Raw genomic sequence first — 15,437 nt, 5'->3', positions numbered from 1 at the left:
GCGCGGCCCCTTACTGCTCGGCCGCGGGCGTGACAGTCCCGGGCTGGGGCGTGACCTTGGTGCCGGGCCGCGCCCGCATGAGGCCGCTGATGATGACGCGGTCGGTGGGCGCCAGGCCGGACTTGATGACGCGCAGGCCGTAGGCGAGGTTGCCCAGCACGACCGGCTTGGGCGTCACCGTGCCGTCCTCGGCCACGGTCAGGACGATCTTGTGCGACTGGTCGGAGGCGATGGCCTCGTCCGGGACCAGCAGGGCGTCGTACTCGCCGGAGCCCAGCAGCCGCATGCGGCCGAAGGTGCCGGGCTGAAGGAAGTTGTCGGTGTTGGGAATGACGGCGCGGCCCCGGATGGTGCCGGAGTTGGGGTCCAGCCGGTTGTCGACGAAATCCATCTCGCCCTTGTGGGTCCAGGCGGTCTCATCCATCAGGCGGACGAAGACGGGATTGGCCTTGTCGCGCGACGAGGCGCGCTTGCCTTCCAGCGCCAGCCGGTTGTAGCGCAGGTAGTCCGCCTCGCTGCCGTCGAAGACGAAATAGATGGGGTCCTGGGTCACCACGGTGGCCAGCAGGGTGGATTGCGCCGACCCGCCGCTGACCAGGTTGCCGATGTCGATCTTGCGGTCGCCGATGCGGCCGGAGATGGGGGAGCGGATCTGGGTGAATTCCAGGTCCAGCGCCGCCGAACGCGCGGCGGCCGTGGCCGAGGCCACCGCCGCCTGGCTTTCCTGCTCCGCCTGGGCGCGGGTGTCGTACTCTTCCTGGCTGATGGCGCGGGCGGCCAGCAGCTGGGCCGCTCGTTTCAGTTCCGAAACGGCTAGGGCCTGGCGGGTCTTTTCCCGCTGCAGGTCGGCGTTGGCCTTGTCGAGCGTGGCCTGGAAGGGGCGCGGGTCGATGACGAACAGCAGGTCGCCCTTCTGCACCAGCTGGCCGTCGCGGAACTTGATCTGGTCCAGGTAGCCGGAGACGCGGGCGCGCAGCTCCACCGTCTGCACCGCCTCGAACCGGCCGGTGAATTCGTCCCAATCCACGATCTTGTGGGGCAGCGGCTGGGCCACCGTCACCGGCGGCGGACCGGCGTTGGCGGCCGGCGGATGCTTGTCGCCGCAGGCGGCCAGCGCCAGGGCAAAGACCAAGGGATACAACCGGCGGACCGGCGACGGCATGGTGGACAGCATCCTCCCCCCAACACAGGCTCAGGCTCGGGTGTCCGCGCGGGCGCGGCATCCGGGCCAAGGTAGACAAGCCGCGCCTGGGCGCAGTTTTCCCACCACACTATGGGGACGCCGGACCCCTGGCTTGGCTGGCTACGTCGCGTTTTGTCTTTTTCCGCCGCCTTTGCCGAAATGGGGGTTAAAGGTTCATGTCAGTACAAACGCCGTTCCATTGATGCCAGCCCACATCCACGCCCCCCACGCTTACGCAAGCGTGCGGAAGGTCACGGAATAGCGCAGGGCGTCGCCCTCGATGATGCTGTGTTCCCATTCCGAGCGCGCTTCCCCCGCCAGCAGGTAGACCGAGCGGGGTGCCACGGGGGCCGCGGCGCGGCGCCAATCACCCGCCTCGCGCCGGCGGAAGCGCAGGGTGGCCGGGGACAGCAGCGACACGCCCGCCACCAGGCCGAACTGCGGCTTGTCCCGGTGCCAGCCTATGCCGGCGCCGGGCGCGTATTCATTGATCAGCAGCTGGCGGAAATCATCGGGTGCCACGCCGGCCCAAGCAGCCACCCGGGCACGCAAATCCAAAAGGAAGGACGGCACCTCCGGCGCCGCCGCGACCGCCCGCCGGGCGTAGTCATAGCGGTAGCCGAAGGACACCACCCGCCGGTTGGCCAGGTAGCCGTGGAATTCGAATGGCTTCAGCGGCAGCGCGGCGATGCCGGCCGCCAGCCGGCGCTCATCCTCCCTATCGATCAGATCCGGGGTGTAGCGGAAGCCTGGCGGATGGGCGGCGGGCGGCGGGACGTCGGGGAAAAGGCTGGCCTGGATGGACATGGAACGACGGTCCGGGAAAAGGGTCATTCATACGATATGGGAAGGGTGCGGCATTTTTTCCCCGCATGGCCCGGGAACTAATGCGGCGGGGGGGCATTGACCCACCGCGCACCCCGCCTCAAAGCACCCCGCTGTCAAAGCAACCCCTGCCAAACCAAGGAAAGCCATGGCCCGCCCCGCCACAGCCATCGCCTTGGCCGCCGCCCTGGGCCTGATGCTGCTCGGCCTCGCCGGCTGTTCCGGCGGCATCCTCGATCCGCAAGGGCCGGTAGCCGTGCAGGAACTGACCATCCTGTGGGACTCGATGGGCATCATGCTGGCCATCGTCATCCCCACCATCCTGGCAACCCTGGGCGTGGCCTGGTGGTTCCGCGCCGGCAACACCCGCGCCCGCTACCGTCCCGACTGGGAATATTCCGGCCGCATCGAGATGGTGGTATGGGCCATTCCCGCCATGACCGTGCTGCTGCTGGGCGGCATCGGCTGGGTCAGCTCACGCGACCTGGACCCGCCCAAGCCCCTGCCCGCCGACACCCCGCCCGTGACGGTGCAGGTGGTGTCGCTGGACTGGAAATGGCTGTTCATCTACCCCGACCAGAACATCGCCAGCATCAACCACCTGGTGGTGCCCGCCGGCACGCCGGTCAGCTTCCAGCTGACATCCGACGGGGTCATGAACAGCTTCTTCGTGCCCCAGCTGGGCAGCCAGATCTACACTATGCCCGGCATGATCACCCGGCTGAACCTGCAGGCCGACAGGCCCGGCCGCTATTCCGGCATCTCCGCCCAGTTCAGCGGCGCCGGCTTCCCCGACATGCTGTTCACGCTGGAGGCCCTGCCCCGCGACGCCTTCGACAGCTGGGTCGCCACCGCCCGCGCCCAGGGCGAGGCACTGGACGCCCCGGCCTGGGCCCGGCTGACCCAGTCCAGCCGCGCGGACCGCCCCCGCACCTTCCGCAGCGTGATGCCGGGCCTGTTCGATGCCCTCGCCAACCCCGGCCACAATCCCGCCCTGCCCCAAACCAACCCGCACTGGCCCGGACACGATTATCCGCCCCTTGACGGCCACCCCTGAACAAAGACCCGAGAAGGATCGAGCATGTTCGGCAAGCTGAGCTGGAGCGCCATCCCCATCAATGAGCCGATCGACATGATCGCCTCGGGCCTCATGATCCTGGCGGTGCTGGGCGTGCTGGCCTGGGTGACGGTGAAGGGTTATTGGCCCTACCTGTGGCGGGAATGGCTGACCTCCGTGGACCACAAGCGCATCGGCGTCATGTATGTGGCCCTGGCCCTGGTCATGCTGCTGCGCGGCTTCACCGACGCGGTGATGATGCGCCTGCAGCAGGCCGTTTCGGTGGGTCCGGACGCCGGCTATCTGCCGCCGGAGCATTACAACCAGATCTTCTCCGCCCACGGCACCATCATGATCTTCTTCATGGCCATGCCCTTCGTCATCGGCCTGATGAACTTCGCCGTGCCCCTGCAGCTGGGCATCCGCGACGTCGCCTTCCCCACGCTGAATTCCGTCAGCCTGTGGCTGACCGCCTCGGGCATCCTGCTGACCAACATGTCGCTGGTGGTGGGGGAATTCGCGCGCACCGGCTGGCTGGCCTACCCGCCCTTGAGCGAGCTGAAATACTCCCCCGGCGTGGGCGTCGATTATTACCTATGGGCGCTGCAGATCTCCGGCGTCGGCACGCTGCTGTCGGGCATCAACCTGGCGACCACCATCCTGAAGATGCGGGCGCCGGGAATGAGCTACATGCGCATGCCGGTGTTCTGCTGGACCTCGCTGGCGTCCAACCTGCTGATCATCGCGGCCTTTCCCGTCCTGACCGCCACCTTCGCCATGCTGCTGCTGGACCGTTACCTCGGCATGCATTTCTTCACCGCCGACGGCGACGGCAACCCGATGATGTACGTGAACCTCATCTGGGTCTGGGGCCATCCGGAGGTCTACATCCTGATCCTGCCGTGCTTCGGTGTGTTTTCCGAGGTGGTGTCCACCTTCTCGGGCAAGCCGCTGTTCGGCTACCGCTCCATGGTGGCGGCCACCATGGCCATCTGCATCCTGTCCTTCATCGTCTGGCTGCACCACTTCTTCACCATGGGCGCCGGGGCCAACGTCAACGGCTTCTTCGGCGTCATGACCATGATCATCGCCGTGCCCACGGGCGTGAAGGTCTACAACTGGCTGTTCACCATGTATGGCGGCCGGGTGCGCTTCCACGCCCCCATCCTGTGGTCCGTCGGCTTCATGGTGACCTTCGTCATCGGCGGCATGACGGGGGTGCTGCTGGCCGTGCCGCCGGCCGATTTCATCCTGCACAACAGTCTGTTCCTGATCGCCCATTTCCACAACGTCATCATCGGCGGCGTCGTGTTCGGGGTGCTGGCCGGCTACATGTACTGGTTCCCCAAGGCCTTCGGCTTCACCCTGGATGAGGGCTGGGGCAAGGTCTCGTTCTGGTGCTGGTTCGTCGGATTCTACCTGGCCTTCATGCCCCTCTATTACCTGGGCATGCTGGGCATGACGCGCCGGCTGCAGCATTACGACAATCCGGGCTGGCAGCCCTGGCTGATCGTGGCCGCCGTGGGCGTCGCCTTCATCCTGGCCGGCATCCTGGCCCTGATCATCCAGCTGGTGGTGTCCATCCGCACGCGGGAACGGCGGCGCGACCGCACGGGCGACCCTTGGCAGGGGCGCACCCTGGAGTGGTCGACGCCCTCACCCCCGCCCGCCTGGAACTTCGCCGTCCTGCCCCAGGTGGAGCGGGAGGACGCCTATTGGCACATGAAACGCCGGGCGCGCGAGGAACGGATCGCCGCCGCCGAGGCCCTGGCCTACGCCCCCATCCACATGCCGCTCAACAGCCCCACCGGCTTCGTCACCGCCTTCTTCGCCGTCGTCACCGGCTTCGCCCTCATCTGGCACATCTGGTGGCTGGTGATCCTGGGCCTGGTGGGCGCGCTGATCACCACCCTGGTCTTCGCCTGGCGGGATGAGAGCGAGTTCGAGATCGCGGCGGATGAACTGGCGCGGGTCGACCGCGCCCACCACCAGGCCTATTGGGTGGGGGGCACGCCATGACCGCCACCACCCTCGGCGGCCATGAGCCCCCGCACACCCACCACGGCATGCCCGCCAGCGCCAGCGCCGCCGGCCCGGCGCCCAAGCGCATCATCATCGCCTACGGTTTCTGGCTGTTCCTGCTGAGCGACATCGTCATGTTCTCCGCCTTCTTCGCGACCTTCGCGGTGCTGGGGAAGGCGACGGCGGGCGGCCCGACGGGGGCGGAGCTGTTCGACGCCCGGAACGTGGCGGTGGAGACGGCGCTGCTGCTGTTCTCCAGCTTCAGCTGCGGGATGATGTCGCTGGCCATGGACGCCCGGCATCGCGGCACCTTCTATCTGGGCGCCGCCATCACCTTCATCCTGGGGCTGGGCTTCCTGGTCCTGGAGATGCGCGAGTTCGCCGACATGGTCGCCCGGGGCGCCACCGCCGACCGCAGCGCCTTCCTCTCCGGCTTCTTCACCCTGGTGGGCTGCCACGGTGCCCACGTGGCGGTGGGGCTGCTGTGGCTGGCGGTCATGGTGGCCCAGGTGGCGGATAAGGGCTGGCGCGCCACCGTCCTGCACCGGCTGATGTGTTTCAGCCTGTTCTGGCACGCCCTGGACATCATCTGGGTGGCCCTGTTCACGATCGTCTACCTGATGGGAGCGCGCTGACATGGCGGACACCACGCAAGAACACACCCATGGCGGCGATACGGCCCCAGGCGATAGCCGGGAAGAGCTGCTGTCCAGCCTCAAGGCCTATGTCATCGGCCTGGCCCTGGCCATCATCCTGACCGCCACCTCCTTCTGGGCGGCCGGCACGCACGTGCTGTGGCAGCCGGGCGTGCCCATCGGCCTGGCCGTGCTGGCGGTGGCGCAGATGGGCGTGCACCTGGTGTTCTTCCTGCACATCACCACCGGCCCCGACAACACCAACAACGTGCTGGCCCTGGCCTTCGGCGTGCTGATCGTCTTCCTGGTGGTGGCGGGCTCGCTGTGGATCATGGCCAACCTCAGCGCCAACATGATGCCGCTGGAGATGATGGACCTGCACCACCAGCGTTGACCCGTCCGTCCCGGGCCTCTGTCTTTTGGGGGGGTATATCGCGCTGCGACATGGGCTTTGGTTGGCGATGTGGCCTCAACGCTGCCGTGACATAACAACAGTCTTAGGAAATTGGCATGATGGCGGGGAATGCGGGTGAACGGGACGCGGCGGCAGATGACGCAGGAAGCGGTACCGGTGTTCCTGAACGGCGGCGGCGAGCTGGCGGACCTGATCGCCGCCTATGACTGGGCTGCCACGCCCCTGGGCCCGCTGGACCGATGGCCGCAAAGCCTGCGGACCACCGTGGCGCTCATCCTGCGCTCCCCCGTCCCCATCGTCACGCTGTGGGGGCCGGACGGCATCATGATCTACAACGATGCCTATTCCGTCTTCGCCGGCGGGCGCCACCCGATGCTGTTGGGCTCCAAGGTCCGTGAAGGCTGGCACGAGGTCGCCGACTTCAACGACCATGTCATGAAGGTTGGCTTGGCCGGCGGCACGCTGGCCTATCGGGACCAGGAACTGACCCTGCACCGGTCCGGCCGGCCGGAACAGGTGTGGATGAATCTGGACTACTCCCCCATCCTGGATGAGGCGGGCAAGCCCGCCGGGGTCATCGCCATCGTGGTGGAAACGACGGCCAAGGTGCGGGCGGAACGGACCTTGCGCGTCACCGCCGAGAAGCTGGCCCGCCTGAACGCCGAGTTGGAGGAGCGTGTGGCGGAGCGCACGGCGGAGCGCGACCGCGTCTGGCGCTTTTCCCGCGACCTGCTGCTGGTGGTGGGGCGGGACGGCGTGTTCCGCGACGCCAACCCTGCCTGGAAGCCCATCCTGGGGCACGACCCCGACGACATCATCGGCCACGGCTTCCTGGAGGTCATCTGGCTGGACGACGCCCGCGCCACGGCCGCCGCCCATGAAAGCCTGCTGCTCGAAGGCCAGCTGCTGGGCTTTGAGAACCGCCTGCGCCACAAGGACGGCGGCTTCCGCTGGATCTCCTGGAACTCCTTCGCCGAGGGGGACGTGGTCTACGGCTACGGCCGCGACATCACGGCGGAGAAGCGGCAGGCCGACGCCCTGCGCCTGGCGGAGGCGCAGCTGCGCCAGGCCCAGAAGATGGAGGCCGTCGGCCAGCTGACCGGCGGCCTGGCCCATGACTTCAACAACCTGCTGACCGCCATCAGCGGCAGCCTGGAATTGCTGGACCAGCGCGTCCGCCAGGGCCGGCTGGGGGCCCTGGACCGCTACATGAGCGCGGCGCGCGGTGCCGTGGACCGGGCGGCCTCCCTCACCCACCGGCTGCTGGCCTTCTCCCGCCAGCAGACCCTGGACCCCCGGCCCACCGACGTCGGCCGCCTGGTGCGCGACATGGAGGACCTAGTGCGGCGCACGGCGGGGCCGGCCGTCGCCCTGGTGGTGGACACGCCACCCGACCTGTGGACCACGCTGATCGATCCCAACCAGCTGGAAAGCGCCCTGCTGAACCTGTGCATCAACGCGCGCGACGCCATGCCCCAGGGTGGCCACATCACCATCGAGGCCAGCAACCGAGAGATCGATGAGGAAACAGCCCATGTCCAGGACATACCCGCCGGCCAGTTCGTCCTGCTGAGCGTCAGCGACACCGGCATCGGCATGCCGCCCGACGTCATCGCCCGCGCCTTCGACCCCTTCTTCACCACCAAGCCCATCGGCCAGGGCACGGGCCTGGGCCTGTCCATGATCTACGGCTTCGTCCGCCAGTCGGGCGGCCAGGTCCGCATCCGGTCGGAGGTCGGGCACGGCACCACGGTGTCGCTCTACCTGCCCCGCCACGATGGCGAGGAGCGGGCGGCCGAAATGCTGGCCATCGCCCCGGCAGCACCCCGCGCGAAGCGGGGCGAGACCGTGCTGGTGGTGGATGACGAGCCCATCGTGCGCCTGCTGGTGACGGAGGTGCTGGATGAGCTGGGCTACACCACGCTGGAGGCGATGGACGGTCCCGAGGCCGTGCGCATCCTGGAATCGGACGCGGCCATCGACCTGCTGGTGACCGACATCGGCCTGCCCCAGGGCATGAATGGGCGCGAGCTGGCCGACGCCGCCCGGGCCCTGCGCCCGGGCCTGAAGGTGCTGTTCATCACCGGCTATGCCGAGAACGCCGTCATCGGCAATGAACGCCTGCCGCCGGGCATGCATGTGCAGACCAAGCCGTTTGCCATGGAGGCCCTGGCCAACCGCATCAAGACCATCCTGAGCGGGGGATAATGAACCGGCCCCGCCGGTCCTTCAGGCGTGGTCGCCCTTCGGCGTTTCCATCAACTCCACCAGCACGCCACCCATGCTCTTGGGGTGCACGAAGATGACGGGCGTGCCGTGGGCGCCGATGCGGGGCTGGCCCAACACCGTGGCGCCCTTGGCCGCCATGTCGGCGGCGGCGGCGTGGATGTCCGGCACCTCGAAGCAGACATGGTGCTGGCCGCCCTGGGGGAACTTCTTCAGGAAGGCGTGGACGGGTGAGGCCTCGCCCAGGGGCTCGATCAGTTCGATCTGGCTGTTGGGCGTGTCGATGAAGCAGACGCGCACACCCTGGGCCGGCAGGTCGAAGGGCTCGCGAATCACCGTGGCGCCCAAAAGGTCGCGATAGACGGCGATGGCGTCCTCGATCGACGGTGTGGCGATGCCGACATGGTTCAGACGGCCGATCATGCGTGGACACTCCCTTTTCGAAAACCCGGCCCGCCAGCGCACTGCGCGCCGCCCGGCACGGCCGCGATCCTGGGAAGGGTCCGGGGACCGGTCAATATGAATGATGGACCGGCCCCGCCGCCTCCCCCACTCTGGTGCCCAATGAACGACAGGATCATGGGAGGACAGCGATGCGGGCTTGGCGCAGCCATCAGGCGGGTGGACCGGACACCCTGGTTCTGGATACGGACCTGGCCCCACCGGTGGCGGACCCCGGCCAGGTGGTGGTCGCCGTCAGCGCCACGGCGCTGAACTATCCGGACCTGCTGGTCATTCAAGACCTGTACCAGGCCCGCCCGCCCCGGCCTTTCGCCCCCGGGCTGGAGGTGGCCGGCCGGGTGACGGCCGTGGGCGAGGGCGTCCAGGGCCTAGCCATCGGCGACCGCGTCATCGGCGTGGTGCCGCATGGCGGCCTGTCGGAACAACTGGCCATACCGGCATCGGACTGCCTGCCCCTGCCGGAGGGCGTGGACGACGACGCCGGCGCCGCCCTGCGCCTGACCTACGGCACCAGCCACTACGCCCTGCGCGACCGCGCCAGGCTGGCGGCGGGGGAGATGCTGGTGGTGCTGGGCGCGGCTGGCGGCGTGGGCCTGGCGGCGGTGCAATTGGGCAAGGCCATGGGCGCCACCGTCATCGCGGCCGCATCCTCGCCGGAGAAGGCCGCCATCGCCAAGGACAACGGCGCCGACGCCGTGGTGGTCTACCCCACCCGCCTGGACGACCCGGCCGCCGCCAAGGCCCTGACCGCCGACATCCGCGCCGCCTGCCAGGCCGTATCGCCCAAGGGCGAGGCCGACGTGATCTACGACCCCATGGGCGGCGCCTATGCCGAGCCCGCCTTCCGCGCCCTGGGCTGGCGGGGCCGCTATCTGGTGGTGGGTTTCACCGCCGGCATCCCCAAGCTGCCCCTAAACCTGACCCTGCTGAAGGACGCCGCCGTGCTGGGCGTGTTCTACGGCGAGTTCACCCGCCGTGACCCGGCCCTGAACCAGACCTACCTGCGGGAGATCATGGGCTGGCTCGCCGACGGCACCATCCGCCCCCACATCGGCCTGCGCCTGCCCTTCGACCGCGCGCCCGAAGGTCTGGTGGCACTGGGCGCCCGTCAGGCCGTGGGCAAGATCGTGGTGGAGGTGGGGTGAGGCCTCACCGGCGCGCGCTATCACACCGCCGCCACAATCCGGCGCCACCGTCCGCTGACCGCTTGTAATAGTGTTGGGGAAGCGGATGGGGATTCGGGTATGGCAAGGCGGGGTCGTCGTTTGTGTATCGTTTGGCGCCCTATTATCAGGCTGCGTCTCAAAGCCTGATGGCCCGCCCCTTCAGGTGGAGCGATGGCAGGCCATGCGTCATCTGTTGACCCTGCCCAAACAGCCGTTGACGGATGTTGGCCTCAGCCGCGACCAAATCCACACCGTTTCCTTCGATGTCCTTGTCGACCCTAGGGGCGAAGCGATCTCAGTCACACCGATCGACGGCGAGCCGGCATACGTCGACAGGGCGCGGAAGAACCTGGACGAGTTGCGCTTCAAACCCTTCATCAAGGACGGTGCCCCGGTATGGGCGCTGGCCCGCCTGGAGGACTACGTCATCACCCCAGCGCTGCCGGCCAAAGCACGTCCCTTCCCAACGGTAAAGGACCGATCCGGCCTGTCCATTACCCTGAAGCGGGGTGCCTGCTATGGCCACTGCCCCAGCTACACGGTCGAAATTCGGGGCGACGGCACGGTGAGCTACCAAGGAGAGGTCTACGCCAAAGTTCTCGGACTGCAAACTGGCATGGCATCGCAGGCTGGCATCGACACACTGCTGTCCATGCTGCGAGCCATGGACTTTTACAATCTGGCCGACCGCTACGCGCGATCGGTCACGGACATGCCCAGTTATTCCGTCACCGTCTCCATCAACGGCCAAAGCAAGACGGTCGTGGACTATGTCGGCAGGGAAGTTGGCATGCCACCGTCCATGACGGCGCTGGAAGAAATGATCGATCATGTCGCCGATACCAGTAAGTGGCTCAATGGCACATCCGAGGATGTCGGGAACCTGCAACAGCAAGGATATGATTTCACGACACCCCAAGCCTCACAACTCCTCGCCCGGCTGGCTGGCAGCACCAATCTCGAAACCATCCTGGCTTTTGAGGCCGCCGGCGCGACCCTGCGTGATGACAAGGTCAGCCAATGGGCCCTGGGATGGGCCGCCGGCAAGGGTCAAATTGAGGTGGTGGAACATCTGCTGGCACACGGCGTCGGGGCTGGCAACGCCCAAGCCAGGACGGACGCCTTATATGCCGCGGCGGAGCATGGATGGGTGACCATCGCCGCCAGGCTTATTGATGCGGGCGCCGACCCGGGGGGCGTGCAGAAATGGTCTGGCCGGCCTGTAATCACGGCGGCGGCCTGGTCGGGCAAGCCCCAGCTGGTCGAGCTGATTTTGCGCCACCACCCGGATCTGTCATCGCTGTCACAAGCGCTTCCGGAAATGGAAACGTTACGCACGCGGTCGCCCGTAGTGGCGGCGGTATTAGCGCCAGCCTTGAATCCAGCTTCATCGGACAATGTCGTTCACATCCTCCACGCCCTGAGCGCGGCCCATGTCAGCATGAATGCCGTCGGTTACGAGGACCCGCTGCAATTGACGGACGACCTGATGGTGGAGCGCGCCTTGTTGGATGGGGGCGCTGATCCCAACCGGCCCAACCAGCAAGGCTATGCGCCCCTGGACACCGTGCGCGATGAGGACAGCGCCCTGCTGCTGATTGAGCGCGGCGCCGATTTCAACCGGCCGGATCCCGAGGGTATCCGCCCCGTGGACCGGGCAGCGGCCTATCCTTGGCCCCACGTCTTGGACCTGATCGCCCGCAAACAAAAGTCCGCACCGGGTGACGACCGTCACTAGACGACTGGTCTAATTGTGCCTATATCGCGCCCATGATTGCCAAGCCCCACAGCATCGACGTGCGCCAGCACATTCTCGACACCGCCCAGCGCATCATCGGCGGCAAGGGGTTCGCCGCGGTTGGGCTGAACGAGATCCTGGGCGCCGCCAATGTGCCCAAGGGGTCGTTCTACCACTACTTCGAGTCCAAGGACGCCTTCGGCACGGCGCTGCTGGAGAGCTATTTCGAGGACTACCTGACGGATCTGGACCGGCAGTTGTCGGTGCCGGGTAAGCCGGTGGTCGACCGCATGCTGGCCTACTGGCAGAACTGGATCGATACCCAGGGTGGCTGCGATCCAGAGGGCAAGTGCCTGGCGGTGAAGCTGGGGGCCGAGGTCGCCGATCTGTCGGAGGCGATGCGCGCCGTGCTGGACCGCGGCACCAAGGCCATCATCAGGCGCCTGGGCCAGGCGCTGGAGGACGGCATGGCCGACGGTTCCCTGAAGGTATCCGGCCCTGCCTGCCCCACGGCGGAAACTTTGTACCAGACTTGGCTGGGCGCCAGCCTGATGGCCAAGATTTCCCGCAGCGCCGCCCCGCTGGAGGCCGCCATGCGCGCCACCCGCATGATGCTGCACCTCGACACGCCCTGCAGCACCCCTTCTTAAGGCCCAACCGCAACCCGCCGGCCTGTCGGCGCGCATGGCCAGGCCGGCATTGCCGTACCGAACATCTAGACGACTGGTCTATTCCACCCTGCCCTGATCCTTCCCAACCAATCCTATACCCTTCCCGTTCATTCGGAGTTTCGCATGCCCACCTTGTTCGATCCGCTGAAGATCAAAGACGTCGTGTTGCGCAACCGCATCGCCGTGCCGCCGATGTGCCAGTACAGCGCCACCGACGGCCTGCCCAACGACTGGCACCTCAGCCATTATGCCGGCCTGGCCCGGGGCGGCGCCGGCTTGGTGGTGGTGGAGGCCACCGGCGTCGCGCCGGAGGGCCGCATCACCCCGGCCTGCACCGGCCTGTGGAACGACGCGCAGGCCCAGGCCTTCGTGCCCATCGTCCGCGCCATCAAGGCGGCCGGGGCCGTGCCCGGTATCCAGATCGGCCATGCCGGCCGCAAGGCCAGCGCCAACCGTCCCTGGGAAGGGGACGATCACATCGCCGAGGGCGATCCGCGCGGCTGGGACACCATCGCCCCCTCGGCCATCGCCTTCGGCGGCACCCTGCCCAAGGTGCCGAAGGCCATGACCCTGGACGACATCGCCCGGGTGCGCGAGGACTTCGTGGCCGCCGCCAAGCGCGCCCGCGACGCGGGCTTCGAATGGCTGGAACTGCACTTCGCCCACGGCTATCTGGGCCAAAGCTTCTTCAGCCGCGACGCCAACCAGCGCACCGACCAGTACGGCGGCAGTGCGGAGAACCGGGGCCGCTTCCTGGTGGAAACACTGGCCGCCGTGCGCCAGGTGTGGCCGGAGCACCTGCCCCTGACCGCCCGCTTCGGCGTCATCGAGTATGACGGACGGGATGAGGAGACGCTGGCCGAATCCATCGCCCTGACCCGCCGTTTCCGCCAGGAAGGGCTGGATCTGCTGAGCGTCAGCGTCGGCTTCTCCACGCCCAAGGGCAAAGTGCCCTGGGGCCCCGCCTTCCTGGCGCCGGTCGCCGCCCGCGTGCGCAAGGAGGCCGGCATCCCCGTCTCCTCCGCCTGGGGCTTCGCCAATCCCGAGGTCGCCGACCGCGTGGTGCGGGAGGGGCAGCTGGACCAGGTGCTGGTCGGCCGCAATCACCTGGCCAACCCGCATTGGCCCTACGCCGCCGCCCTGAAGCTGGGCGTGGAGCGCCCCGCCTGGGTGCTGGCCGCCCCCTACGCCCATTGGCTGCAACGCTACGCCGTCGAAGCTTAAGGAGAATTCTTAATGACTATTGCATTGATCGCCACCGTCACGCCTAAGCCCGAGGCCGTGGACAAGGTCGAAGCGCTGATGCGCGAACTGACCGGCCACTCGCGGGCCGAGCCGGGCGCCCGCCGCTACGACCTGTTCCGCGGCACCGACGCCACGGTCCGCTTCCACGTGTTCGAGATCTACACCGACGAGGCGGCCGTCGAGGCCCACCGCACCAGCCCGCACTACACGGCCTTCCGCGCGGCCGTGGGCGACCTGCTGGCCGAAGCGCCGGTGGTGGTTTCCGCCACCCCGGTGGACACGGTGGAATAAGGCCCAGGGGATCGCGGCGGCCGGATCTTGGCCGCCGCGATCCCCACCATGCGCCAATAGGGGAACTTTCCGGTAAGATGGCGCCGTCATCGGCGCCACGGCGTCATTCTATGGAAAGCACCCCATGGGCATCACCCTGCGGCACCTGGACGGCCGCTACGCCCTCGTCCAATTCCCGCCCGATACCCCCGTCCCCAACTGGTGGGAGGGCGACGGCTTCACCGCCCTGGCCCGGGACGACGAGGAACTGACGCTGATCTGCCGGGAAGAGCGGGTGCCGCAGGACGTGAAGGCCGACCGCGACTGGGTGTGCCTGAAGTTCATCGGCCCCTTCGCCTTCGACCAGGCGGGCATCCTGCTGTCCGTCATCCGCCCGTTGTCGGAGAATGGCATCGGCGTCTTCGTCACCTCCACCTTCAACACCGACCATCTCATGATCCAGGCGGAGAACCGGGACCGCACCCTGTCCCTGCTGAGGGCGGCGGGGCATAGCGTATCATAACATGACACAGTTCCACTTGTTATGTGTATCGTTTCATGATACGTGAATAATCTCAATGAATGACTGGTTGCGATGATTAAAAGCACCAAGGGCAAGATCAGTGAGGCAGTGCTCACGGGCACGTTGACGAAAGGTTTTCCTGCGGACTTGGTGCGCGCGGCGCAGCGGAAATTGGCGATCCTTCACGCGGCGACCACCATGGACGATCTGCGCGTTCCGCCCGGCAATCGCTTGGAAAAGCTGTCGGGAGACCGTGAAGGCCAGCATTCCATCCGCATCAACGATCAATGGCGCGTGTGTTTCCGCTGGGACGGCCAAGATGCCCATGATGTTGAAATCGTCGATTATCATTGAACGGAGGCACCTGTGACCATCGATCCCCTGATCGCCATGCGCCCCGTCCATCCCGGCGAAGTCCTACGGGAGGAGTTCATGGAGCCCCTGGGCCTGACAGCGGGCAAGATCGCCAAGGCCTGCGGCGTGCCCCGCACACGGATCGAACGGGTGGCGAGCGAACAGACGGAAATGACGGCCGATACCGCCCTGCGTCTGGCCAAGGCGCTGGGCACCACGGCGCAGTTCTGGCTGAACCTGCAGACCACCCACAACCTGGCCCGCGCCCATCAGAGCGTAGACCTGTCGGCCGTGCAGGTGTTGCACCACGCTGCGGAATAAAAATTTGGCCGGACGCCCTTGCGAGCGCCCGGCCAGTTCACGGTGTTATTCCTTGAACCCTGAAAGGGCTCAGATTTCGGCCGTCAGTTCCGGCACGGCCTTGAACAGGTCGGCGACCAGGCCGTAGTCGGCGATCTGGAAGATCGGCGCTTCTTCGTCCTTGTTGATGGCGACGATGACCTTGCTGTCCTTCATGCCGGCCAAGTGCTGGATGGCGCCCGAGATGCCGACGGCGATGTACAGCTCCGGCGCCACGATCTTGCCCGTCTGCCCGACTTGGTAGTCGTTGGGCACGAAACCGGCGTCCACCGCCGCGCGCGACGC

17 protein-coding genes are annotated in these 15,437 nt (G+C 67.2%); 13 read left to right on the top strand and 4 right to left on the bottom strand.

Translation table 11 applies throughout. The features are described from left to right. Window positions 1-10 precede the first annotated feature (10 nt). Together FBZ87_RS28080 and FBZ87_RS28075 are read right to left on the bottom strand one after the other, a co-directional pair. On the bottom strand, window positions 11-1,162 hold the full coding sequence (locus FBZ87_RS28080) for an efflux RND transporter periplasmic adaptor subunit (RefSeq protein WP_246134648.1): 1,152 nt from the start codon (window positions 1,160-1,162) through the stop codon (window positions 11-13). Window positions 1,163-1,414: 252 nt separating this feature from the next. Further along, on the bottom strand, window positions 1,415-1,990 hold the full coding sequence (locus FBZ87_RS28075; protein WP_145613877.1) for an alpha-ketoglutarate-dependent dioxygenase AlkB: 576 nt from the start codon (window positions 1,988-1,990) through the stop codon (window positions 1,415-1,417). Window positions 1,991-2,156: 166 nt separating this feature from the next. On the opposite strand from FBZ87_RS28075, the gene cyoA reads away from it, so the two are divergent. The 5 genes from cyoA (at window position 2,157) to FBZ87_RS28050 (ending at window position 8,345) form a co-directional block, all read left to right on the top strand. Further along, window positions 2,157-3,065, top strand: a complete 909-nt coding sequence (gene cyoA / locus FBZ87_RS28070; protein WP_211107268.1) for a ubiquinol oxidase subunit II — start codon at window positions 2,157-2,159, stop codon at window positions 3,063-3,065. Window positions 3,066-3,089: 24 nt separating this feature from the next. Further along, window positions 3,090-5,084: a cytochrome o ubiquinol oxidase subunit I gene (gene cyoB / locus FBZ87_RS28065; protein WP_145613876.1), complete on the top strand. Its 1,995-nt coding sequence runs from the start codon at window positions 3,090-3,092 to the stop codon at window positions 5,082-5,084. After that, window positions 5,081-5,722: a cytochrome (ubi)quinol oxidase subunit III gene (locus FBZ87_RS28060; protein ID WP_246134647.1), complete on the top strand. Its 642-nt coding sequence runs from the start codon at window positions 5,081-5,083 to the stop codon at window positions 5,720-5,722. Before cyoB ends, FBZ87_RS28060 begins: the two co-directional genes overlap by 4 nt. Before the next feature lies 1 nt (window position 5,723). Further along, on the top strand, window positions 5,724-6,116 hold the full coding sequence (cyoD, locus tag FBZ87_RS28055) for a cytochrome o ubiquinol oxidase subunit IV (protein ID WP_145613875.1): 393 nt from the start codon (window positions 5,724-5,726) through the stop codon (window positions 6,114-6,116). 156 nt (window positions 6,117-6,272) lie between these two features. Next, window positions 6,273-8,345, top strand: a complete 2,073-nt coding sequence (locus FBZ87_RS28050) for a hybrid sensor histidine kinase/response regulator (protein WP_145613874.1) — start codon at window positions 6,273-6,275, stop codon at window positions 8,343-8,345. Between the two features lie 21 nt (window positions 8,346-8,366). Here FBZ87_RS28050 and mce read toward each other — a convergent pair whose 3' ends face one another. After that, complete coding sequence (gene mce, locus FBZ87_RS28045; RefSeq protein ID WP_145613873.1) at window positions 8,367-8,786, bottom strand: methylmalonyl-CoA epimerase; 420 nt, start codon at window positions 8,784-8,786, stop codon at window positions 8,367-8,369. Between the two features lie 170 nt (window positions 8,787-8,956). Between mce and FBZ87_RS28040 the strand changes: the two genes are divergently transcribed. The 8 genes from FBZ87_RS28040 (at window position 8,957) to FBZ87_RS28005 (ending at window position 15,113) form a co-directional block, all read left to right on the top strand. Further along, window positions 8,957-9,970 carry an NADPH:quinone oxidoreductase family protein gene (locus FBZ87_RS28040; RefSeq protein WP_145613872.1) on the top strand — a complete coding sequence of 338 codons (1,014 nt, stop codon included), beginning with the start codon at window positions 8,957-8,959 and terminating at the stop codon, window positions 9,968-9,970. Between the two features lie 202 nt (window positions 9,971-10,172). Further along, entirely contained in the window at window positions 10,173-11,729 is a 1,557-nt protein-coding gene (locus tag FBZ87_RS28035; RefSeq protein ID WP_145613871.1) for a DUF6438 domain-containing protein, read from the top strand. A 32-nt stretch (window positions 11,730-11,761) separates the two neighbouring features. Then, entirely contained in the window at window positions 11,762-12,379 is a 618-nt protein-coding gene (locus FBZ87_RS28030) for a TetR/AcrR family transcriptional regulator (RefSeq protein ID WP_145613870.1), read from the top strand. 144 nt (window positions 12,380-12,523) lie between these two features. After that, complete coding sequence (locus FBZ87_RS28025) at window positions 12,524-13,624, top strand: NADH:flavin oxidoreductase/NADH oxidase (RefSeq protein ID WP_145613869.1); 1,101 nt, start codon at window positions 12,524-12,526, stop codon at window positions 13,622-13,624. 12 nt (window positions 13,625-13,636) lie between these two features. Further along, a complete protein-coding gene (locus FBZ87_RS28020) occupies window positions 13,637-13,936 on the top strand; it encodes a putative quinol monooxygenase (protein ID WP_145613868.1) in 300 nt (99 codons plus the stop codon). A gap of 124 nt (window positions 13,937-14,060) precedes the next feature. Next, entirely contained in the window at window positions 14,061-14,438 is a 378-nt protein-coding gene (locus tag FBZ87_RS28015) for an ACT domain-containing protein (RefSeq protein WP_145613867.1), read from the top strand. A gap of 72 nt (window positions 14,439-14,510) precedes the next feature. Next, window positions 14,511-14,792: a type II toxin-antitoxin system RelE/ParE family toxin gene (locus FBZ87_RS28010; protein WP_145613866.1), complete on the top strand. Its 282-nt coding sequence runs from the start codon at window positions 14,511-14,513 to the stop codon at window positions 14,790-14,792. A gap of 12 nt (window positions 14,793-14,804) precedes the next feature. Beyond that, complete coding sequence (locus FBZ87_RS28005) at window positions 14,805-15,113, top strand: HigA family addiction module antitoxin (protein WP_246134646.1); 309 nt, start codon at window positions 14,805-14,807, stop codon at window positions 15,111-15,113. A 69-nt stretch (window positions 15,114-15,182) separates the two neighbouring features. Here the strand turns inward: FBZ87_RS28005 and FBZ87_RS28000 are convergent. After that, window positions 15,183-15,437, bottom strand: a 255-nt coding sequence (locus tag FBZ87_RS28000; protein WP_211107264.1) for an FAD-binding protein, incomplete at its 5' end; no start/stop codon positions are given.

The organism is Nitrospirillum amazonense (genome assembly GCF_007828035.1).
GTDB classification, from domain to species: Bacteria; Pseudomonadota; Alphaproteobacteria; order Azospirillales; family Azospirillaceae; genus Nitrospirillum; species Nitrospirillum amazonense.
The sequence above is the reverse complement of the archived record's forward strand: the minus strand, read 5'-3'. Positions and strand labels throughout refer to the sequence as shown.

Excerpts from the sequence above, each read along its gene's own strand:
- FBZ87_RS28025 (WP_145613869.1), top strand. The coding sequence starts at position 12,524 with ATGCCCACCTTGTTCGATCCGCTGAAGATCAAAGACGTCGTGTTGCGC.
- FBZ87_RS28075 (WP_145613877.1), bottom strand. The coding sequence starts at position 1,990 with ATGTCCATCCAGGCCAGCCTTTTCCCCGACGTCCCGCCGCCCGCCGCC.
- FBZ87_RS28020 (WP_145613868.1), top strand. The coding sequence starts at position 13,637 with ATGACTATTGCATTGATCGCCACCGTCACGCCTAAGCCCGAGGCCGTG.
- FBZ87_RS28015 (WP_145613867.1), top strand. The coding sequence starts at position 14,061 with ATGGGCATCACCCTGCGGCACCTGGACGGCCGCTACGCCCTCGTCCAA.
- FBZ87_RS28040 (WP_145613872.1), top strand. The coding sequence starts at position 8,957 with ATGCGGGCTTGGCGCAGCCATCAGGCGGGTGGACCGGACACCCTGGTT.
- cyoD (WP_145613875.1), top strand. The coding sequence starts at position 5,724 with ATGGCGGACACCACGCAAGAACACACCCATGGCGGCGATACGGCCCCA.
- FBZ87_RS28060 (WP_246134647.1), top strand. The coding sequence starts at position 5,081 with ATGACCGCCACCACCCTCGGCGGCCATGAGCCCCCGCACACCCACCAC.
- FBZ87_RS28035 (WP_145613871.1), top strand. The coding sequence starts at position 10,173 with ATGCGTCATCTGTTGACCCTGCCCAAACAGCCGTTGACGGATGTTGGC.
- FBZ87_RS28080 (WP_246134648.1), bottom strand. The coding sequence starts at position 1,162 with ATGCCGTCGCCGGTCCGCCGGTTGTATCCCTTGGTCTTTGCCCTGGCG.
- FBZ87_RS28030 (WP_145613870.1), top strand. The coding sequence starts at position 11,762 with ATGATTGCCAAGCCCCACAGCATCGACGTGCGCCAGCACATTCTCGAC.
- cyoA (WP_211107268.1), top strand. The coding sequence starts at position 2,157 with ATGGCCCGCCCCGCCACAGCCATCGCCTTGGCCGCCGCCCTGGGCCTG.
- FBZ87_RS28050 (WP_145613874.1), top strand. The coding sequence starts at position 6,273 with ATGACGCAGGAAGCGGTACCGGTGTTCCTGAACGGCGGCGGCGAGCTG.
- FBZ87_RS28010 (WP_145613866.1), top strand. The coding sequence starts at position 14,511 with ATGATTAAAAGCACCAAGGGCAAGATCAGTGAGGCAGTGCTCACGGGC.
- mce (WP_145613873.1), bottom strand. The coding sequence starts at position 8,786 with ATGATCGGCCGTCTGAACCATGTCGGCATCGCCACACCGTCGATCGAG.
- cyoB (WP_145613876.1), top strand. The coding sequence starts at position 3,090 with ATGTTCGGCAAGCTGAGCTGGAGCGCCATCCCCATCAATGAGCCGATC.